The organism is Streptomyces sp. NPDC002698 (assembly GCF_042888945.1).
Lineage (GTDB): Bacteria > Actinomycetota > Actinomycetes > Streptomycetales > Streptomycetaceae > Streptomyces.
In genome coordinates this window covers 317961-336873 of the sequence record NZ_JBIAQM010000006.1, presented here as the reverse complement: position 1 = coordinate 336873, position 18913 = coordinate 317961, and the positions used below count along the sequence as shown (strand labels likewise).

Here is an 18913-nt window from a genome sequence, read left to right as displayed (position 1 = left end):
GGCGGACCCGGGTGAGGTCCCGCCGGGCCCCGGGTCAGGCGCCCACGTGGGTCGACTGCTCGGCGGGAATCTGACGGGGCGTCTCGGCCCGCCGCCGCCGGCGGGCGTACGCACCGGCGAGCGCGGCGGTCAGAGCCACCGTCAGACCCATGGCCAGCAGCAGCCAGCTGACGAACCGGAGGGTCTCGGTGAGAGCGTCGTACACCGCGCCCGCGGCCGTACGGGACACATCGGGCGGCAGGTCGTCGAGGGTGAGCCTGCGGCCGACGGTGATCGCGACACCGAGCAGCGCGGCGCCCAGAGCGGTGCCGAGGCCCGTCGCGAGGACCGCCCGGCGGCGGCGCACGGCGATGACGATGCCCGTCGCCGCGAAGACGACCGACGCCGACGGGAGCCAGAATCCGGCGACTTCGAGCACGTGGAACCCCTTCCGGAGCCGGGCCAGGTCCTCGGCCTCGAGCACGGTGACCTCGGTGTGCGCGACCGGGATCCGGCCGGCCAACGGCATGTGGTCGTCGGCCAGCCGGCGCTTGACCCGCTCGGTGACGAGCGCGAGATCGACGGTCACCGCACCCTCGCGGTCCTCGCGCAGCGCCCGCATCACGGCGTCGTGCGCGGCCATGTTGGCGGCCTCCCACGCCGTGCGGTACGCCTCGGTCTCGGTGAACGAGCGCACGGCGTCCCGTACGAAGTGGTTCACCGGCCCCTGGAGTCTTGGCCGGACGTGGACCTCGCGCAGGATGTCGTCGGTGACGCCGGCCGCGATGGCGTCCCGGACGTCGTCGTCGCCGGCGAGCGGCGCCATGGTGGCCTCGTACCGCTCGGAGTCGCCGAGACCGTACGTCGCCCAGGCCGACAGCGCGCCGAGCGGCGCGAGGAGGCAGGCGAGCGCGATCAGCACGGCCGACAGGGCGCTCCGGACACGAGGGGACACGTCTTCAGGCAAGGCCTCCCGGACCCCGTACGCGACCGGGCCGACTGCAAATGGGCGCATGTGACAAGCCGTACGGGGAGCTGCCGCACCCGCCCCGCAGGGCCGGACCACGGCCCCCGCCGGCAGCCCGCCCGATTCCGGCGGCACCCGGTCCGTGCCCCGCCGTTACGCCGTCGGACGGCCGTGCGGGTTCCGCCGGCGCCCTCCGGGACTTCCGCTCACCCCCGTGCATCCCTGTGGCCCCAAGGGCTTTGGCCGCTCAGGTGGAGCCCTCACCCGAACGGGTGTTTCCTGGATCTGGGGAAAAGGAGGCCGATATGCGCACCACCCCAGCCCCGCGGACTCTTGCCGCGGCCCTGCTCAGCGGCGGTGTACTGACCGTCCTGGCCGCCGGTCCCTCCATGGCGGCGACCGGGTCGGCGTCGACCGGCGACGGCTCCGGAAGCTCCGTCCGGGGCACCGTCGTCTCCCGTGGAGAACTGAACCTGCGGCTTCAGCCCAGCACGAACTCGCCCGTCGTCGGCGCGCTCTCCCCGGGCAGCCAGGACCGCGTCCAGTGCGCGGTGAACGGGCAGAGCGTGCTCGGCACCACCGTCTGGTACTGGCTCGTCGGCGCCCATGCCTGGGCCAGCGCGGCCTTCGTCGACACCGACGGCCGGTGGGTGCCGAGTTGCTCGGACCCGTGCCCCGACCAGAAGGACGGGACGTGGCACAACGCGCACTGGGACGACGGGCGCAACCCGCGCAACGACCCCGGATGGAGCGTGACCGCCTCCGGCTCCTGGAGCTTCACCGTCTCCAGCGCGTGGAGCTGGACCGTGTCGGGCTCCTCCTCGAACTCCTGGGACTGGGTCCCAGGTGGTGGGTGAGTAGGTGAGTGAGGGAGACGCATGAGGCCCCGGCGGTGCCGGGGCCTCATGTGCGTGTGCGCCGTCGCGACGAGCGACGGCGCACACGAACGACGTCAGTTCGCCTTTCCCGCCGCGTCCTCGTGGGTGTAATAGCGGTAGAAGGCCACCGCGAACACGCCCACCGCCACCGGCAGCGACATGAACACGGACCGCAGAATGGTCGCGTCGGTCTGGCTGTACAGGAAACCGAACGCGCAGCCCGCGAACACGGCCCACACCAGCGCGTGCGTCTCGCGCCGCATCAGCGGTGCCACCGTCCGGGCGCCCATGTAGGCCGCCGCGAACGCGATGGCGCACACGAAGCCGAACAGCACGTTCCAGCCCGTGATGGCACCTGCGTCCCGGTTGATGGCGGCGGCCCAGTAGCCGTAGACGAGTCCGCCGCCGACGGGCACGGCCCACTTCGCCATCGTGTGGGTCCGTTCCCCGAAGACGTCGGTCGATCCGGATGTACCTGGTGTCCCTGACACGGGTGCGGCTTGAGCCATGGAAGGACTCCTCTCTGCTCGCCCCCGCCTTCCAGGTCACACCTCGCCGCAGCCCCTGGCAAGTCGGGGTCCGCACCCCCACGGCACCCCTCCACTGCACCCCACGACACCCTCCGCGCCGCTTCGCCGGGATGCGGTGATCATGGTCGCGTGCTTCGCTGAGGTGCATGAAGCTCGTACTCTTCGGTGCCACCGGCATGGTCGGCAGCCGTATCGCCACGGAGGCGTCGGCGCGCGGACACCAGGTCGTCGCGGTCAGCCGGTCCGGCCAGTCCCCGGTTCCCGGGGTCACCGCGGCGGCGGCCGACGCCGCGGACCCGGCGAAGGTCGCCGAGCTCGTGGCCGGCGCGGACGCGGTGGGGTCGGCGTGCGTCCCGCCCCGGGACGGCTCGGATCCCCGCGAACCCTTCCTCGCCCTCAACCACTCCCTGGTGGAGGGCGTCCGTGAGGCCGGGGTGCACCGGCTCGTGATCGTCGGCGGGGCGGGGACCCTGGAGGTCGCCCCCGGTGAGGCCGCGTGCGACCAGCCGGACTTCCCCGAGGCCTACCTTCCCGAGGCCCTCGCCCACCGTGACGCCCTCACCTATCTGAGGGCCGACGTCGACGATCTCGACTGGACCTACATCTCACCCGCCGCCGAGATCGGCCCCGGCGAACGCACGGGCGAGTTCAGGATCGGCGGCGACCGCATGCTCACCGACGCGGGCGGCCAGAGCAGGATCAGTGCCGAGGACTACGCGATGGCCTTCGTCGACCAGCTGGAGATGCCCGTCCACCCGCACGGCCGTATGTCCGTCGCCTACTGAGACAACGAGACGGAGGCGGTACGGCGAGGTGGCCGACCGGAGATCCCTATACGACCGGTTACGGCACGCCCTGCGGCCGCGCACCGGGGTGCAGGACGCTTTCCGGCAGTCGACGCCGCTGCGGGTGAACGGGCGCAGCGTCGCCTGGGTGCCCCCGCTGCTGCTGCTCATCGGCATCGCGCTGCTCGACGTCAACACCTCCGGCCGGTTCCGGATCATCTCCTGGCTCGTGCTCGTGCCGGTCATCGCCGCGGCGATCTGCGGAGTGCTGGGCACCCTGGCGTTCGCCGCGCTGTCGCTGCTCGTCTACGGCGCCGTGGACACGTCGTGGCCACACCCGTACCAGAACGGCCTGCCCGATTTCGTCCTGGTCATGGTCGGCAGCGGCCTGGCCGCCCTCGCCTGTTCCGTGCGGCTGCGCGCCGAGCGGCGCATGCTGCACATGCGGGACATCGCCGAGACGACCCGGCGTACCGTGCTGCGCCCGATGGCTCCGGGCTGGGGCGGCCTCGACCACGCGGCCGTCTACCTCGCCGCCGACAGCGAGGCCCGGGTCGGCGGCGACTTCTACGACATCCAGCCCGGCCGGCACGGCACCCGCGTGCTGCTCGGAGACGTCCAGGGCAAGGGACTCGCGGCGGTCGAGGCGGCGGCCGCGCTGCTCAGCACCTTCCGCGAGGCGGGGTACCACGAGCCGGACCTCGCCACGGTCGCCGCCCGGCTGGAGGTCCGGATGCTGCGGCACAACCGCTACCGCGTGGCGCTCGGCCGCAGCGACAGCGACCGTTTCGCGACGGGCGTCCTGGTCGCCTTCCCCGAGGACGCCCCGGTCACCGTGGAGGTCGTCAACTTCGGCCACGAACCGCCGCTCGTGGTCACCCCCGACGGGGTGCGGAGCCTGCCGGCCGGGGACGGACTCCCGCTCGGCATGGGCGAGTTGGCGCCGGCGCCGCCACCGGTGCTCCGGGTCCCGCTCGCCCCCGGCGAGACCCTGCTCCTGGTCACCGACGGGGTGACCGAGGCCCGCGACACGGCGGGCGACTTCTTCCCGCTCCGTGACACCCTCACGAAGGCGCTGCCACGGGACCCGCGCATCGCCGACCCGCAGCGGCTCGTCCGGTTCGTGCGCGACGGCACCCTGGTCCACTGCGGCGGCAGGCTGGCCGACGACACGACGATCTTCGCCGTACGGCGTCGGGCGGGCGGCGGACGAGGGACGTAGCCGTGGTGGCGGACGCGGACTTCGGGGTTCTCGGCCGGGTGGGGGGTTCGTCCTCTTCACGTCCCCTCTTTGCATGCGCAGCCGTTACGGTGCTGATGTGTCCGATCGATGGGGGAGGCAACCTGTGCCCGGAACCGTGCTGCTCCTCGCGGCCTCGCCGGTGGGCAGGGGGTGTCTGGTGGACGCGGCCTCCGTGCTCCCCGTGCTCGCGGCCGTCGCTCCTGCGGTGCTGTCGGGCACCGAGACGGCCAATGTCGTCGAACTGGCCGACCCGCTGGAGCCGCAGGCCGTCCTGACCCGGCTGCGCGCGGCGGCGACGGCGCCCGGACCGCTGACCATGTTCGTGACGGGACAGCTCCAACTGGACCGCCGCCAGCGGCTTCCGCACCTCGCGCTGGCCCGCACCACCCCGGCGACGGTCCGCTACACGGCCTTCCCCTGGCGCTGGGTCGCCGACGAACTCCGGCTGCGCCCACCGGGTTCGACGACCGTCTTCGTCGACCTGCACGCGGACGCGGACACCTGGGAGTTCCTCGCCGGGCGCCCCCTCACGGCGGGCCCGTCGACCGAGCTGTACGGCCGGGTCGCCCCGCCGCCGTCGCGCCGGACGGTGGCACAGCCGGCGTACATGAGAGCCGTCGCCACGCTGCTCCGCAGCGGCCACCGCCCTTCCCCCGACCAGCTTCACCAGCAGGCTCTGACGAGGATCCCGGGCGAGGAGAACGCCCGGCCGGGAGCGGCGGACCTGGTGCTCGCGCCCGGGCGGGCGTGGGCCGGGCAACCCTGGCCCCCGGCTCCGGAGTTCACGACTGTCACGGCTCCGCCGCACGCGCACGCGCCCGCGCATCCACCGCACCCACCGGTTCCACCGCCTGTGTCGCCTGTGTCGTCCGTGCCATCCGTGTCCATGCCGACCGTGCCGACCCCACCGCCCGCGCCGTCCGCGCCGTCCGCGCAGCTTCCCGGTCAGGCCGGCCGGCGAGGGAGTCCGGTCCCTCGCGATCCCCACCAGGAGATCACCGCGGCGGTCCGCGACGGACGCCACGACGACGCGTTCGCGCTGGCGGCGCGGTGGGAGCGGGAGGCGCTGCGGACGCACGGGTCCGGGTCCGAGCCGGTGCTGCACTGGATGGAGGTACGGGCCGACCTCGCGATGTTCGCGGGGGACGCCGAGCGCAGCTGCCGCGGCTGGCTGGCCCTCGCGGCGAACCGGCTGGACGCGGGACAGGCGCCGGGCGCCCCGGAGGTGGAGTCCGCCGTGGACCGCGCGCACCACCAGTGGGGCCTTGTCGACGATCCGGCGCGGGCCCGTGAACTCGGGGCGGAACTGGCCCGGTTGAGACAGCGGGTGCCCGGACGCAGGGAGGGCGCACTGGACCATGTCAGGCGCCAGCTCAGCCAGTTGCAGACGCAGACCTGAGCGAACACGGACCGGGAGGGTTCACTTCCCGGCCGACAGCGAGGCCAGCGCCCCCGACACCAGCGTCCGTACGCCCGGCGCGACCGTGGACAGGTCGGGGGCGAAGTGCGGACTGTGGTTGCTGGGCACGGCCTCGAGCCTGGTCATGAGGTCGTCGCCGCCCGGGGCCGCGTTCCAGACGTCGGCCGGGGTGCCGGTCACGAACCAGTAGGAGTAGGGGATCCGGCCGGCCGCGAGCCGCGGGAAGTCCTCGCTGGCCATGGCGGGACCGGGGTCGAGGATCGTCCCGGCGCCGAAGACCTCGCCGTGCACGGCGGCGATCCGGCGGTCGGTGCCGGCGTCGTTGACGGTGACCGGGAAGTCGTCGCCGACGGTGACCGTGGGCTCGGCCGGGCAGCCGGCCGCCGCGCACTCGCCCGCCGCGACGCGCCGCACGGCGGCGATCATCCGCTCCCGCACGTCCGGCGACTGCGTCCGCAGGTTCAGGGCGATCCGGGCCTCGGACGGGATGATGTTGTGCCGGGTGCCGGCCTCGATCCGTCCCACGGTGAGCACGGCGGACTCCCGGGCCGCGATCTCCCGGCTGACGACCGTCTGGAGCCGCGTCACGATGTACGCGGCCGTCACCACCGGGTCGACGGTCGTCTCGGGCCGCGAACCGTGCCCGCCCCGCCCGTGCACGACGATGTCCAGGTCGGTCGAGGCGGACATGATCAGACCCGGGGAGTGCGGGTACAGCCCGGCGGGGCCGGGCACCACGTGCTGGGCGAGCAGGACGTCGGCCACCGGGAAGCGTTCGTGGAGGCCGTCCGCGACCATGCGGGCCGCGCCCCCGCCGGTCTCCTCGGCGGGCTGTCCGACCAGCACCAGCGTGCCGGACCAGGTGTCCCTCCCGGCGGCGAGCGCGTCCGCCGCGCCGGCGAGCCAGGTGACGTGGAGATCGTGACCGCAGGCGTGCATGACCCCGTCGGTCGCCGAGGCGTACGGCAGTCCGGTCTCCTCGGCGACGGGCAGCGCGTCCATGTCGGCGCGCAGCAGGACGGTGGGCCCGTCCCCGTTCCGCAGGACGCCGACGACGCCCGTGCCGCCCACGCCCTCGGTCGTGTCGTACCCGGCTTTCCGCAGCCGTTCCGCGAGGGCGGCGGCCGTACGGTGTTCGCGCAGCGACAGTTCGGGATTCCGGTGCAGATCCCGGTAGAAGTCCTCCAGGGCGAGGACCGGGAGGTCGGCGGTGAGGTCCAGCGCGGTACGAGCGGCGGTAGAGGTCACCGGTTCACTGTAGGCGCCTCGTTTGCCCCGTACGGGGGATTCGCCGCTGTCGTACGGCTCGGGGAGCGCGTGTCGACGGCCCGCCGGGAGTTACCGCTGACCGGTCGTGTGCGCGGTGGTGTGTGCCGTGGGGGCCGCTTCGGCGGCTCTCGCCGGGCCGACGTTCGCCGCCGTGACCAGCGCGGCGACCGCGATGACGGCGGCGAGAAACCCTCTGGAGTAGCGCGCGGAAATACGTCGGAGCACGGTGACCTCGCAACAACAGCGGCGTATTAAGCATGCTTAATCCGGCGCTTAACGTAGAGGCTCCCGGGCTCCCGTCGCAAGAGGGCTCCGAGGCCGGACAGTAGTCAAAAGCCGGACCGGTTCAACTCGGCTTGATGGCATGCTTGGTTCATGGCGGAGCGGGACGACCCTGAGATCATCGGGCGCAGGGTGCAACAGCTGCGCACAGAACGAGGCCTGACGCAGAAGCAGCTCGCGGAGCCCGTGTACACGCCCGCGTACATCTCCACTCTGGAGGCCGGCCGGGTGCGGGCCTCGGAGCCCGCGCTGCGGCACATAGCCGGGCGTCTCGGGATCGCGTACGAGGAGCTGGCGACCGGGCGGCCCGCCCATCTCGCCACCGGCCTGCGGCTGCGGCTGACGGACGCGCAGCGCACGCTGTCCACCGGAGAGGCCGAGGTGGCCGCCGAGGTCTACGCGGTTCTGCTCGCGGAGGCGGAGGCCCACGGACTGGTCGCCGAGCAGGCGGCGGCGCTTCTGGGGCTCGGCGAATGCGCTCTGGACACGGGGGATCTGGAGACGGCGCAGCGGCGCTTCGAGGAATCGGAGCAGCGGATGGGGGACGCGCCGCTGCCGCAGCGGGTGCCCGCCGTACGGGGCCGGGCGGTCTCCCACTACCTCGCCGGTGAACTCCGTTACGCCTGCTACCTGTTCGAGTCCACCCTCGACGAGCTCAACCGGACGGGCCTGCACGATCCCGAGGCGCTGCTTCTCCTCTACACGGGAGTCATCGGGCCCTACATGGACATGGGCGCGCACGCCCGTGCCGCCCAGGCCGCCGAGTTCGCGCTCGCCCTCGCGCCGCAGGTCCAGGACCCGGCGCTGGTGGCGCGGATGCACCGGTCGGTGGCGCGGACGATGATCGCCGAGGGGCGGATCACCGAGGCCGACGCCTCCCTCGCCAAGGCCGCCGAGCTCTACCGGCAGCTCCAGATCCGCACCGAGCTCGCCAACTGCCACTGGATGCGCGGCTATCTGTACGCCCAGAACGGTGAACTGGATCGCGCGGAGGGCGAGTTGCGTGAGGCGCAGGCCATGCTCTCCGCGAAGCGGGCCGCGCTGTACACCAGCCAGGTCGCGGTGGAACTGGCCGACGTGCTGCACCGGCGCGGCAAGTCCGACGAGGCGGACGGACTGCTGCGGCAGGTGCTCGGTGACCTGAGTTCCGAGCGGGGCGCCATCCACGCCGCCGCCGCGCACCGCCTGCTCGGGATCATCGCGGAGGACACCCGCGACACCGAGGCGGCGGAGGAGCACTACGTGCGGGCGATGAGCCTGCTGGAGCGGGCGGGCGCGGCGGGCGACCTGGCGGACCTGTGCCGGCTGCTGGGCGACCTGTTGCGGCGCACCGGCCGGGTGGAAGCGGCTCTGGACGCCTACCGCACCGGCCTCGGCCACCGCACCGCCCCGGGCACGACGACCCTCGGCCCCGCTCCGGCCCAGCCGCCCCTCTGAGGGCACGCGGGCGCCGGTCGTTCCGGTGAGGGCTGAGGGCCGAGGGCTTCGGGGTGCGAGTGCCGCTGGTGCTGCCGGACTCCGGGGCGTGGCCGTCGGCCGCGAAGGCCGCGTCAGCCGCCCGAGGTCCCCGTTCCCGAGCCGGCCGCCGCGCCCGAGCCCGCCGTCGCCGTGCCCCGGTGCGCCGCCGAGGAGGCCGAGGCGTTGGCCGACGGGCGGATCTCGACCACGGCGCCCGGTTCGAGCCGGTCGTACAGCAGCTTGGCGTCGGTCATGTCCAGGCCGATCCAGCCGTGGTCGGGGTTGGAGAAGGTCTGGTCATCGGGCAGGGCTCCCACGTAGTCCGTTCTGCCGTCGGGACCGGCGAGCCTGACCACCCAGGAGGCCTTGAAGGAGTAGCCGCCGTCGAGGCCGACCGTCTTGCCGGAGACCCTCATGTGGGCGTCCTTCTCCGTGACCGTCGTCCGGACCGCCGGCCCGTTCCCGGTCAGGTTGTCGCCGTGGAGCGTCAGTTCGTGGCCCGCGACCGAGATCACGCGCCTGCCCAGATCGACCGTCGCGTCGGGCGGTGCCACCGGCAGGCTCGGGACGGCGGTGGGGCTCGCGGCCGGCGGGGACTTCCGCTGCGCCCCTCCGTCCAGGCCCACCACGACGACCAGGGCGAGCGCGCCCGCGACGCAGACGCCGCCCGCGGCCAGAGCCGTACGGCGGCGGCGCCGTCGGCCCGACGCCCGGCCGCGGATCTCCGCACCGCTCAGCACCGGAGGCCTCTCCGCCTCGTTCGCCAACTCGCGCAGGGCGGAGGCGAGTTCATCGGACACGGTCGTCCTCCCTCTCGCCCTTGCCGGACGCGCCCGCGAAACTCGACGGGCGCGCGGAGCCGGCCAGGTCCGCCGAATCCTCCGAGAGCACCCGCGCCAGCGCCGCCCGGCCCCGTGAGAGCCGGGCCTTGACCGTGCCGACGGGGGCACCGGTTTCGGAGGCTACCTGCTCGACGCTCAAGTCGCACAGATGGTGCAGAACGATCGCCATCCGCTGCGCCTCGGGGAGCGTGCGTAACGCGGTGACGAGCGCGGTGCGTTCGGGTCCCGGGCCCGGGGCGTGGTCGGCCGGAGGCGTGCGCCGCACCAGCTCCAGCCAGCGGCGGGCCCGGCGCCAGCGGCTCACCGCGAGCCGCGTCGCCACGGTCCGTATCCACGCCTCGGGAGCCCCGTCGGCGAGGAACTCGTGCCGCTTGTCCCAGGCGCGGACGAACGCCTCCTGGACGACGTCCTGCGCCTCGCCGTGGTCCCCCGTGAACGCGTAGAGCTGGCCGGTCAGCCGGGGGAACGCGGTCGCGTAGAACGCGTCGAACTCTTCCTCGGTCATGCCCCCCGCCCGAATGTCCGAAGTTTTTCCGGCCGTGTGCAACCCGGTCGTCCCGGCCGTGCGTACAGGTCCCGTACGTCGCACATCGAAACACACCACAGGGGGATCACCATGACCACGGGACTGCGGGGCCGCGGAGGCCGGTTGGCCCGCGCATGGAGCGCGGCGGCCGTGTGCGTGCTCGCGCTCGCCGGGTGTTCGGCGCAGGCGCTGGCCGACGGCGGGGGCAAGGGGGCCGAGCCGGGGGGCCGGCCTGCCGCCGGAACGGCCGGGGCCACGGGCAAGGCCCGGCCGAAGCCCTCCGCCGCACCGCTCAAGTCCCTGACAGGGGCGCACGTCAACATCGCCGACGGGCAGACCGTGGGTGTCGGCATGCCGATCTCGGTGACCTTCGACCGCCCGATACCCGTGGTCGAACGGGCCGATGTGGAACGGCAGTTGAAGGTGACCGCCGACGTCGAGGGGTCCTGGGGGTGGATCAGGGACCGTAACCTCCTCGACGGACAGCGCGTCGACTTCCGGCCCCGCGCGTACTGGAAGCCCGGAACGGCGGTCACCGTCCGGGCCGGAGCCGGGATCACCAGGCATTTCACGGTGGGCCGCTCCCTCGTCGCCACAGTGGATGTCCGTACACACTTCATGACGCTCGAAACGGCCGGATCGTCGCGCCGCGTCCCGATCACCGCGGGCGCGCCGGGCATGGACACCTGGAACGGCACGATGGTCGTCTCCGACAAGGCGTCCAAGGTCTTCATGGACTCGCGATCGGTCGGCTACGGCGACGCGTACGCGGATTACTACTACTACGCCGTCCACCTCACCGCCTCGGGCACCTACCTCCACCAGAACCCGAAGGCGAACATCCACGGCGGCCGTCGGAACGTCACGCACGGCTGCGTCGGACTCGCCACCGGCGGTCCCGCGAAGCGGTTCTTCGACGAGGTCATCCCCGGCGACGTCGTCAAGGTCGTCGGCTCCCGCGACACGGTCGCCGTCGGCAACGGCTACGGCGACTGGAACCTGACCTGGGACCAGTGGCGGGCGGCGAGCGCCCTCGACTGACGCGCGTCCGCGCGGAGAAGCTCCGGCCGGTGTCGTCCGGCCGGCGGGCGCCAGGAGTCTCCACGGGGGAGCGGCGCCCCTGCACCATCCGAACACCGTTCACATCACGAGGAGTTGTCCGTTCATGGCAGGTACGAAGAAGTACGCGGCGGTCGCCGCGGTCGCCGTCGCGCTGATCGCGGTGCCCACGGCGGCCCACAGCGCCCCGCAGGGGAAGGGGGCGCCCGCCGCCGTCCTGTCGGCGCACGTCACCGGCCACCCGGCGCACGCTCCCGCCCTCCCGGTCGCGAAGACCGCTCCCACGGCCCGGATCGTCGCCCCGGGCGAGCACGTCACGGAGCCCGGCGGCGCCGAGTTCTGGCTGACGGCCGAGGGCAAGCACTGGACGACGCTCGACAACACCGATCCCCAGTTCAGGAGCGTGGTCGACGGGAACATCGACCTCGGCACGCCCGGCGTCTCGGCGCAGGTCGAGGGCACCGCCCAAGGGCACGTCACGCTCTCCGGCCTGTACTACGGCGGCAAGGGCACCGCCTCGCGGGTCACGGTGCGGACCACGGCCGGGACCCTGCGCGCCGAGCTCCTGGAGCTCGCGGGCGACCCCGGCTGGGGCGTCTGGTACGTCAGCACCGACCTGCCCGCCTCCGACGAGGACTTCGGCGTCAAGCACATCGTCGTCCGCGACACCGAGGGCGGGATCTACTCCCGGCTGGACCTGAGCTGAGCACTCGGGCGCGGGGGCCGGCCCTTTCCGGCCGGCTCCCGCGCCCCGCCGCTCCCCCGGTACCGGACGGCCCGGGAACGCGCCGTCGCGGGTTGTCCGGTCCCCGACAGGCTCGCCCGGCGGACGGCTCCGCGCACCGGAAAGATCGTGGAGCCGGAGCCCCGGCGGATGACCTCACGGAACGCGCGGCCGGCCGGGCGGGGAAGGTGCGAGGGGACGCCCGCCCGCCGTGGCCCGGAGTCCGCGGGGACGCCGAGTCGGAGCGGGATCGAGACCATCAAGCCCTACCGCCCGCCGGAATAGGGCCCATACTGGAATCACGATGAGTAAATCCTCCGCGCCCCGGCGCCACCTGCCCACCAGCCCCTTCGCTGCACCCGTCGTCCCCGTGGCCAAGGAGTTCAGCCTCGGAGACCGCGTCTCCCACGACCAGTACGGCCTGGGCACGATCGTCGGCGTCGAAGAGGGCATCGCGATGCTCGTCGACTTCGGCGCCCGCCAGGTCCGCGTCCTGAGCCCCTACACCCGGATGGACCGGCTCTGACGCGCATCCTCTGAACACCTCCGGCCCGCGGCAACCCCGTAACAGGTTGCCCGGGCTGTGGTGTGCCCGGGGCCTGTCGTGACTCAGCCCTGGGTCGGGGCGGGCGACTTTCCGGCCAGCACGTCCTTCAGGCGGTTCGTACCCGCTTCGACTGCCTGTTCAGTGGACTGGTGTTCGGTTCCCGAGAGGCCGCCGTTGGTGAGGGACAGGGCGCTGTCGCCGACCCGCACCGCCGCGAAGTCGAGCGTCAGGGTCTCGGGGTCGCCCTCCAGCTCGCCGCTCATCGTCACCCGGAAGCCCTGGCGGGCGTCCCCCACATCGGGCAGACCGGTCGAGACGACCTGGACCGTCTGCCGGTCGCCCTCGCCGTTGACCGCCGTGAACTGGTCACAGATGTCCGGCAGCGTCTCCAGCCACTTCAGCCGCGTGTCCAGGGCGCTCTTCCCGTACGAGGCGACCTCGTAGCGCATCTGGGCGTCGTTGTCGCTGTCGTCGAAGCCGGTGACGGCGCCGGCCCCCTGCGGCTTGCCCAGCAGGTCCTCCGTGTACAGGCCGTCCAGCAGCTTCTGGCACTCCTCGGCGTCGCCCTTGTCGGTGACGAAGGCCGACGCGTCGACCTTGCTCTTGAGCAGCGCGTCGCGCCAGGCCGCCACGCCCTTCGACTCGTCCCACTGCGACCCCAGGTCGGAGTTGGTGATCAGTGCCGCCCGTGCCTCGGCCTTCGTGAGCGCGCGCACGGAAGGGGAGGGCGAGGCCGACGCGGCGCCGGGCTCCTCGGCGACGGGAGAGGCCGGGACCGTGGAGGCGGGGGACGCGGGGGAGTCCGTGCGGCCGGAGCCGCCGCCGTCACCTCCGCCGTTCGAGCAGGCGGCCGTCGAGAGCAGCATCCCCGCGGTCAGGGCGGAGGCGAGGAGACAGGACGGACGGATCATGCGAGGGCCTCCCGAGGACGGTCCCGAGGACGGGCTGTGTCCCTCCACGCCACCACCGGCCACGGTCCCCCACCAGCGCACCGGGCCGTCCGGGTGAGTGCGGCGGCGGATGTCACCGGGCAGGTGCCGGGTGCCCGGGTCGGCACCGGCGGGGATCTGCCAGAGTGGAAGGTGATGCACGCGCCCCAGGGAAGCACCATGAGCCCCACCGACCGGTTCGAAGACGACGACTACCCCGCCTACACGATGGGACGTGCGGCCGAGCTGATCGGCGCCACCCCCGCGTTCCTGCGGGCCGTCGGGGAGGCCGGGCTGATCACACCGCTCCGTTCCGAGGGCGGCCACCGGCGGTACTCCCGCAACCAGCTCAGGATCGCCGCCCGCGCCCGGGACCTCGTCGACCAGGGCACGCCCGTCGAGGCCGCCTGCAGAATCGTCACGCTGGAGGACAGCCTCGACGAGGCTCTGCGGATCAACGAGGAGCTGCGCGGCTCCACACCGCAGGGCGCGTGAAGGGGACGGCAGAGGCCCTCTGGCGGCGTTTTCCCGACGGGGCCCGGATATCTGCTCCGGCCGGTACAGAATTTGGTGCACGGGCCCACGAGGTTTTGATATTCCCCGCGCCGGAGTGAGATAGTGCGCCCGCTTCGGGACGGTCGACGTGCTACTGTCGATTTCAGTTGCAGTTGTGGTTCCCAAAGTTTTTACCGGTGCATTCCGGTTGGGGCAATCATTGCGGCGACGCAGGTCCACACAGTGTGGACCTTCGAGCTTTGCCCCGAAGGAGATTTGACATGGCTACTGGCACCGTGAAGTGGTTCAACGCGGAAAAGGGCTTCGGCTTCATCGAGCAGGACGGCGGCGGCGCCGACGTCTTCGCTCACTACTCGAACATCGCCACCTCTGGCTTCCGTGAGCTCCAGGAAGGCCAGAAGGTTACCTTCGACGTCACGCAGGGCCAGAAGGGCCCGCAGGCGGAGAACATCGTCCCCGCCTAGTCAGGGACACCGGACGGCCGGCGTCCGCACCTCAGGGTGCGGGCACCGGCCGTTCGTTTTTTTGCGGTCATGGAAATTGCGATGAATTTTCGGTGCCCGTTCCCATTTTCGGCGGCGTCAAACCTGGATCGCCGGCTTGATCGCCGTGAAGGAATCGCCGGGCACACGCCGCTAAGGCACCGCTAACGCACCGCCAGGACCGCGCGTACGGTCTTGCCGCCGAAGCCCGTACTGACGATCTCCAGGCTGTGGGCGAGCTGCTGGACCATGGCCAGGCCCCGGCCGTTTTCCGATTCCGTGTCCAGCGCGCCGATCCGCGGTCGTCCGGGACTGTCGTCGTGCACCTCGACGGTCACCCGCCCGTGCCCCAGTTGCAGCCGCAGCCGGCAGCCGCTGCGGCCGTGCCGCACGGCGTTGGCGACGAGCTCCGAGGCGATCAGTGTGGCGTCGTCCACCTGGTCCGCGGTCGGCGACGCGAGCCGTGGCCGTGGCCGGGTCAAGAACGCCGTCGTCAGCTTGCGGGCCCTGCCCGCCGAGACGGCCGTACGCGGCAGTGTGTACTCCACGCGGGCGGTCGGCCGGACGGTGCGCTGGTGCGCACGCATGACTGACACCTCTCTTCCCCCTCCAGGACAACCGGCACCCGGCCGACGGCTCCGTCCCCGTCGACCGGGACCCCGCGCGAAACGGTGCGCGGCCGGTCCTGCCCTCGGGTGATGCCCCACCCGAACGGCCCGCAACCAACGACCTGCGTCACAAAGCCGCCAAGAGAGGTCCGAGGGCGCTCAACGGCCGCTTCAGCGACCGGAGTCCAGCAGGCGGAAGTCGTCGTAGTCGAAGCCGGGCGCCACCACGCAGCTGACCAGAACCTCCTCGTCGCCGGCCGGCCGGGCGGACTGCCAGACGCCGCCGGGGACGAGGACCTGAGGGCGCTCCCCCGCCTCGACACGCGGGCCGAGCCGGACGACCTGCGGGGTGGACTGGGGGCTGGTCCCGTCGCCGCCGAGCAGCACGTCGAGGGGGCCGCCCCGGTGCCACAGCCAGAGTTCGTCCGAACGGACGGTGTGCCAGGCGGAGGTGTCACCGGGCGTGAGAAGGAAGTAGATGGCGGAGGCGGCGGCGCGCGGTCCGGGGTAGCCGTCGGGCAGGAAGGCCTGCGGCGCCGTCCAGGTCTCGACGAACCAGCCGCCCTCCGGGTGGGGGTGCATGCCCAGGGCGGCGGCCAGGTCCGGGATTTCGGTCTCAGGAGAGGTCACCCCCTGCCTCTATCACGTGGGCGAAAGGGGGTTCAACCAACTCCCGGTGGACACGCGTGGATGTCTGACAGGGTGTGGTCCATGGCGACCCTTCACAGAAAGCTGCTCGGTCTGCTTCCCCGCGTAGGGGTGCAGGTGCTGGATCTCGGATCGGGAGCCGCGGTGGTCTACCGGCGCGGAGTGCGCAGACGGGTCGCCCTGGGCAAGGGCGCCGATCTGGTGCTGCGGGGGCGGACGGCGGCCTGGAAGCAGGTGCCGCTCGGCGGCACCGGTGCCCGGCTCCTGCTCGACGAGAAGGAGACGGCGGCCGACGAACGCAAGTTCCAGCTCTCGGCCGCTTCCTATCTCTGCGGGCAGCACGTCACGGCGCTGCTGGACAGGTACGAGGTGAACTGCGTCTTCGACGTGGGCGCCAACTCCGGCCAGTACGGACGTCAGTTGCGCCGCCTCGGCTACACCGGCCGCATCGTCTCGTTCGAGCCGACGGCGGAGGCCTTCGGAAAGCTCCGGCAGGCGGCCGAGGGAGACCCCGACTGGCAGGTGCACCGGATCGGTCTCGGCCGCGAGGACACCACCCAGTCCATTCATGTGGGCTGGAACACCATGAACTCCCTTCTTCCGCCCAGCGATTACGGCAAGGACCGCTACAAGCGCTTCGCCAAGACCCGTACCGAGGACATCGAAGTCCGGCGTCTCGACGGGATGATGGACACGGCCCTCGCCGGGATCGACGACCCCCGCCCCTATCTGAAGATGGACACCCAGGGCTACGACCTGGAGGTGTTCGCGGGCGCCGGGGACCGTGCGGAGGACTTCGTCGGGATGCAGTCGGAGGTCGCGACACTGCGGCTGTACGAGGGCAGTCCCCGCATGGGCGAGGCCATAGCCGTGTACGAGGAGCGCGGCTTCGAGATCACCGGCATGTACCCGGTGTCACGGGAGGAGGCGACCGGCCGGGTGGTGGAGTTCGACTGCGTGATGGTCCGCGCGACGGCGGTCCCGGCGGGCGAGTAGGCGTCCCGGGGCCTGTCCCGTGTCTCCGGCCGGTCCGCCGGAGGCGCTTGGCCCACCGGAGGCGCGCTTGGTCCGCCGGAGGCGCTAAGCCGGATAGGCGTGCGTCTGGGCCGCCTTCACCGTGGCCCAGACGGCGGAGCCGGCGTGCAGGCCGAGTTCCGCCGCGGCGACCGTCGTCAGGTCGGCGGCGAGCGGGAGTTCGCCGGACAGGGCCACACGGATCTGGTCGCCGTGCGTCTCCAGACCCGCGACGCGGCACTGCCACAGGTTGCGGGCGCTGGAGCCGGTGGGGCGGTCGCGGTGGAGGGTCACGGCGCCCGGCGGGAACGCCACGAACACGGGCCCGTCCAGCCGCTCGGTCGTGGTGATCGCCGGGCCCGCCTCCAGCCGTACGGTGTGCCCCTCGGCCTCGCCCCGGTAGAGGTTGAGCCCGACCAGCCGGGCGATGTAGTCGGTGCGCGGCCTGCGGGCGATGTCCGACGGCCCGCCCTCCTGGACCACCCGCCCGTCCTCGACGACCACGAGCCGGTCGGCCAGCACCATCGCGTCCAGCGGATCGTGCGTCACGAGGACGGCGACGGCCTCGAAGTCGGCCAGATGGTGCCGGAGCTGGGCCCGCACGTCCAGCCGCGTACGGGCGTCGAGCGCGGCGAGCGGTTCGTCGAGCAGCAGCAGCCGGGGGCGGGTGGCGAGGGCGCGGGCGACGGCGACGCGCTGCGCCTGTCCGCCGGAGAGCCGGCGCGGCCTGGTCCCGGCGAACTCGGCGAGGCCCATGCGCTCCAGCCACGCGGCGGCCTGGATCCGGGCCTCCGCCTTGGGCAGGCCCTGGCAGCGCGGTCCGAAGGCGACGTTGTCGAGCGCGGACAGATGCGGGAAGAGCAGGTAGTCCTGGAAGACCACGCCGACCGGGCGGGACTCCGGCGGCGTACGGTCCAGACGGGCGCCGTCCAGCCACAGCCGGCCGCCCTCGGACAGCGGGGTGAGCCCGGCCAGCGCGCGCAGCGCGGTCGTCTTGCCCGCGCCGTTCGGACCGAGCAGCGCGACGACGTCACCGGGGGCGGCGGACAGTGCGATGTCGAGGTGGAACGAGCCGCGCCGGACGACGAGCCGGGCGTCGAGGCCCTTGCCGGACGGCGCGGCCGCCGCTTTCGGGTTCGCCTCGGTCATGACGCGATCACCTCACCCTCGTACGCACGGCGTCCGTCGTACGCGTACCTGTGTCCGTGTCCGCACCTGTGTCCGCGCCTGTGCGCGTGCCGGTGTCCGTGTCCGTGTCCGTGTCCGTCATGAGGCAGCCGTCATCCAGCGGTCGCGCAGTCCGGCGAGAACCGCGATCGACACCAGGAGCAGGACCAGACTCAGGGCGATCGCGGCGTCGGGGTCGCTCTGCAGGGCCAGATAGACGGCCAGCGGCATGGTCTGGGTACGGCCCGGGAAATTGCCCGCGAAGGTGATCGTCGCGCCGAACTCGCCGAGGGCGCGGGCCCAGGCCAGCACCGAGCCGGCGGCGATGCCCGGCGCGATGAGGGGCAGGGTGACCCGGCGGAACGCGGTGAAGCGGGAGGCGCCGAGGGTCATGGCGGCCTCCTCGTACCGCGGGTCGGCCGCCCGCAGGGTGCCTTCCACGCTGATCACCAGGAAGGGCATCGCCACGAAGGCCTCGGCCACGACCACCCCGGCCGTCGTGAACGGCAGCGTGATCCCGAACCAGGAGTCGAGCAGTTTCCCGACGACGCCGTTGCGGCCGAGGGCCAGCAGCAGCGCGACACCGCCGACCACCGGGGGCAGCACGAGGGGCAGGGTGACCAGGGCCCGGACGAGTCCGCGGCCGGGGAACTCCGTGCGCGCCAGCAGCCAGGCGAGCGGCACCCCGAGCACCAGGCTCACCGCGGTGGCCGCCGTGGCCGAGAACAGGGACAGCTGGAGGGCCTGCCACACCTCGGGCTTGGACAGCTGTTCCGGCATGCTGCGCCAGGGCGCCCGTACGAGCAGCGCGACCAGCGGGAGGAGCAGGAACACGAGCCCGACGAGGGCGGGCAGCAGCAGGGGAAGCGGGGCCCCGCCCCGCATCCGGCCCGGTGTCCGGCCGCGCCCGCGCCGCGGCCCACCGGCGAGGGTGTCGGCCGGGGCGCCGGACGGGTCGGGCGGGGTCACGGAATCACTCACGGCTTCAGGAGACGGGGTGCGGCGCGTCCGTTTCAAGGGGCGCGCCGCACGGGAGAGGC

22 protein-coding genes are annotated in these 18913 nt (G+C 72.8%); 11 read left to right on the top strand and 11 right to left on the bottom strand.

Going from position 1 to position 18913, the window contains the following annotated elements:
• Positions 1–34: 34 nt before the first annotated feature.
• Complete coding sequence (locus ACFYW9_RS12450; RefSeq protein ID WP_389148250.1) at positions 35–934, bottom strand: hypothetical protein; 900 nt, start codon at positions 932–934, stop codon at positions 35–37.
• A 317-nt stretch (positions 935–1251) separates the two neighbouring features.
• On the opposite strand from ACFYW9_RS12450, the gene ACFYW9_RS12445 reads away from it, so the two are divergent.
• Positions 1252–1803 (top strand): SH3 domain-containing protein, encoded by a 552-nt coding sequence (locus ACFYW9_RS12445; RefSeq protein ID WP_389148248.1) that lies wholly within the window; start codon positions 1252–1254, stop codon positions 1801–1803.
• Positions 1804–1898: 95 nt separating this feature from the next.
• Here ACFYW9_RS12445 and ACFYW9_RS12440 read toward each other — a convergent pair whose 3' ends face one another.
• Complete coding sequence (locus ACFYW9_RS12440; protein ID WP_351871087.1) at positions 1899–2333, bottom strand: hypothetical protein; 435 nt, start codon at positions 2331–2333, stop codon at positions 1899–1901.
• 167 nt (positions 2334–2500) lie between these two features.
• Between ACFYW9_RS12440 and ACFYW9_RS12435 the strand changes: the two genes are divergently transcribed.
• The 3 genes from ACFYW9_RS12435 to ACFYW9_RS12425 all read left to right on the top strand — a co-directional run bounded on the left by ACFYW9_RS12435 (position 2501) and on the right by ACFYW9_RS12425 (position 5781).
• Positions 2501–3139: an NAD(P)H-binding protein gene (locus ACFYW9_RS12435; protein WP_351871084.1), complete on the top strand. Its 639-nt coding sequence runs from the start codon at positions 2501–2503 to the stop codon at positions 3137–3139.
• Positions 3140–3263: 124 nt separating this feature from the next.
• Positions 3264–4361, top strand: coding sequence for a PP2C family protein-serine/threonine phosphatase (locus ACFYW9_RS12430; protein ID WP_389148244.1), 1098 nt, complete (start codon positions 3264–3266; stop codon positions 4359–4361).
• Between the two features lie 124 nt (positions 4362–4485).
• On the top strand, positions 4486–5781 hold the full coding sequence (locus ACFYW9_RS12425; protein WP_389148241.1) for a hypothetical protein: 1296 nt from the start codon (positions 4486–4488) through the stop codon (positions 5779–5781).
• Positions 5782–5802: 21 nt separating this feature from the next.
• Here ACFYW9_RS12425 and ACFYW9_RS12420 read toward each other — a convergent pair whose 3' ends face one another.
• Both ACFYW9_RS12420 and ACFYW9_RS12415 read right to left on the bottom strand, forming a co-directional pair.
• Positions 5803–7050 (bottom strand): amidohydrolase, encoded by a 1248-nt coding sequence (locus tag ACFYW9_RS12420; protein ID WP_389148238.1) that lies wholly within the window; start codon positions 7048–7050, stop codon positions 5803–5805.
• 90 nt (positions 7051–7140) lie between these two features.
• Positions 7141–7296 (bottom strand): hypothetical protein, encoded by a 156-nt coding sequence (locus ACFYW9_RS12415; RefSeq protein ID WP_389148235.1) that lies wholly within the window; start codon positions 7294–7296, stop codon positions 7141–7143.
• 150 nt (positions 7297–7446) lie between these two features.
• Here ACFYW9_RS12415 and ACFYW9_RS12410 point away from each other — a divergent pair, with 150 nt between their 5' ends.
• Positions 7447–8790: a helix-turn-helix domain-containing protein gene (locus ACFYW9_RS12410; protein ID WP_351871073.1), complete on the top strand. Its 1344-nt coding sequence runs from the start codon at positions 7447–7449 to the stop codon at positions 8788–8790.
• 113 nt (positions 8791–8903) lie between these two features.
• On the opposite strand, the gene ACFYW9_RS12405 is transcribed toward ACFYW9_RS12410, so the two are convergent.
• Together ACFYW9_RS12405 and ACFYW9_RS12400 are read right to left on the bottom strand one after the other, a co-directional pair.
• Positions 8904–9611 carry a hypothetical protein gene (locus ACFYW9_RS12405; RefSeq protein WP_389148232.1) on the bottom strand — a complete coding sequence of 236 codons (708 nt, stop codon included), beginning with the start codon at positions 9609–9611 and terminating at the stop codon, positions 8904–8906.
• Complete coding sequence (locus ACFYW9_RS12400) at positions 9601–10158, bottom strand: SigE family RNA polymerase sigma factor (RefSeq protein ID WP_389148229.1); 558 nt, start codon at positions 10156–10158, stop codon at positions 9601–9603. The genes ACFYW9_RS12405 and ACFYW9_RS12400 overlap by 11 nt, the downstream gene beginning before the upstream one ends.
• A 111-nt stretch (positions 10159–10269) precedes the next feature.
• Between ACFYW9_RS12400 and ACFYW9_RS12395 the strand changes: the two genes are divergently transcribed.
• The 3 genes from ACFYW9_RS12395 to ACFYW9_RS12385 all read left to right on the top strand — a co-directional run bounded on the left by ACFYW9_RS12395 (position 10270) and on the right by ACFYW9_RS12385 (position 12488).
• Positions 10270–11220: a L,D-transpeptidase gene (locus ACFYW9_RS12395; protein WP_389148226.1), complete on the top strand. Its 951-nt coding sequence runs from the start codon at positions 10270–10272 to the stop codon at positions 11218–11220.
• Between the two features lie 124 nt (positions 11221–11344).
• Entirely contained in the window at positions 11345–11944 is a 600-nt protein-coding gene (locus ACFYW9_RS12390) for a hypothetical protein (protein ID WP_389148223.1), read from the top strand.
• Positions 11945–12266: 322 nt separating this feature from the next.
• Positions 12267–12488 (top strand): hypothetical protein, encoded by a 222-nt coding sequence (locus ACFYW9_RS12385; RefSeq protein ID WP_037614735.1) that lies wholly within the window; start codon positions 12267–12269, stop codon positions 12486–12488.
• 83 nt (positions 12489–12571) lie between these two features.
• Here ACFYW9_RS12385 and ACFYW9_RS12380 read toward each other — a convergent pair whose 3' ends face one another.
• Positions 12572–13600, bottom strand: coding sequence for a hypothetical protein (locus ACFYW9_RS12380; protein WP_389148220.1), 1029 nt, complete (start codon positions 13598–13600; stop codon positions 12572–12574).
• Between the two features lie 18 nt (positions 13601–13618).
• Here ACFYW9_RS12380 and ACFYW9_RS12375 point away from each other — a divergent pair, with 18 nt between their 5' ends.
• Both ACFYW9_RS12375 and ACFYW9_RS12370 read left to right on the top strand, forming a co-directional pair.
• A complete protein-coding gene (locus ACFYW9_RS12375; protein WP_351871057.1) occupies positions 13619–13933 on the top strand; it encodes a MerR family transcriptional regulator in 315 nt (104 codons plus the stop codon).
• A 281-nt stretch (positions 13934–14214) separates the two neighbouring features.
• Entirely contained in the window at positions 14215–14418 is a 204-nt protein-coding gene (locus ACFYW9_RS12370; RefSeq protein ID WP_020871138.1) for a cold-shock protein, read from the top strand.
• A 182-nt stretch (positions 14419–14600) separates the two neighbouring features.
• Here ACFYW9_RS12370 and ACFYW9_RS12365 read toward each other — a convergent pair whose 3' ends face one another.
• Entirely contained in the window at positions 14601–15023 is a 423-nt protein-coding gene (locus ACFYW9_RS12365; protein ID WP_326786642.1) for an ATP-binding protein, read from the bottom strand.
• Between the two features lie 192 nt (positions 15024–15215).
• Complete coding sequence (locus ACFYW9_RS12360) at positions 15216–15674, bottom strand: cupin domain-containing protein (RefSeq protein ID WP_389148215.1); 459 nt, start codon at positions 15672–15674, stop codon at positions 15216–15218.
• Between the two features lie 81 nt (positions 15675–15755).
• Between ACFYW9_RS12360 and ACFYW9_RS12355 the strand changes: the two genes are divergently transcribed.
• Positions 15756–16688, top strand: a complete 933-nt coding sequence (locus ACFYW9_RS12355) for an FkbM family methyltransferase (RefSeq protein ID WP_351871051.1) — start codon at positions 15756–15758, stop codon at positions 16686–16688.
• Between the two features lie 84 nt (positions 16689–16772).
• Here ACFYW9_RS12355 and ACFYW9_RS12350 read toward each other — a convergent pair whose 3' ends face one another.
• Positions 16773–17855 (bottom strand): ABC transporter ATP-binding protein, encoded by a 1083-nt coding sequence (locus ACFYW9_RS12350; protein WP_389148211.1) that lies wholly within the window; start codon positions 17853–17855, stop codon positions 16773–16775.
• A gap of 117 nt (positions 17856–17972) precedes the next feature.
• The gene (modB, locus tag ACFYW9_RS12345) at positions 17973–18842 is read right to left on the bottom strand and encodes a molybdate ABC transporter permease subunit (RefSeq protein ID WP_389148355.1); all 870 of its coding nucleotides are present in this window, start codon (positions 18840–18842) and stop codon (positions 17973–17975) included.
• Between the last annotated feature and the right edge of the window lie 71 nt (positions 18843–18913).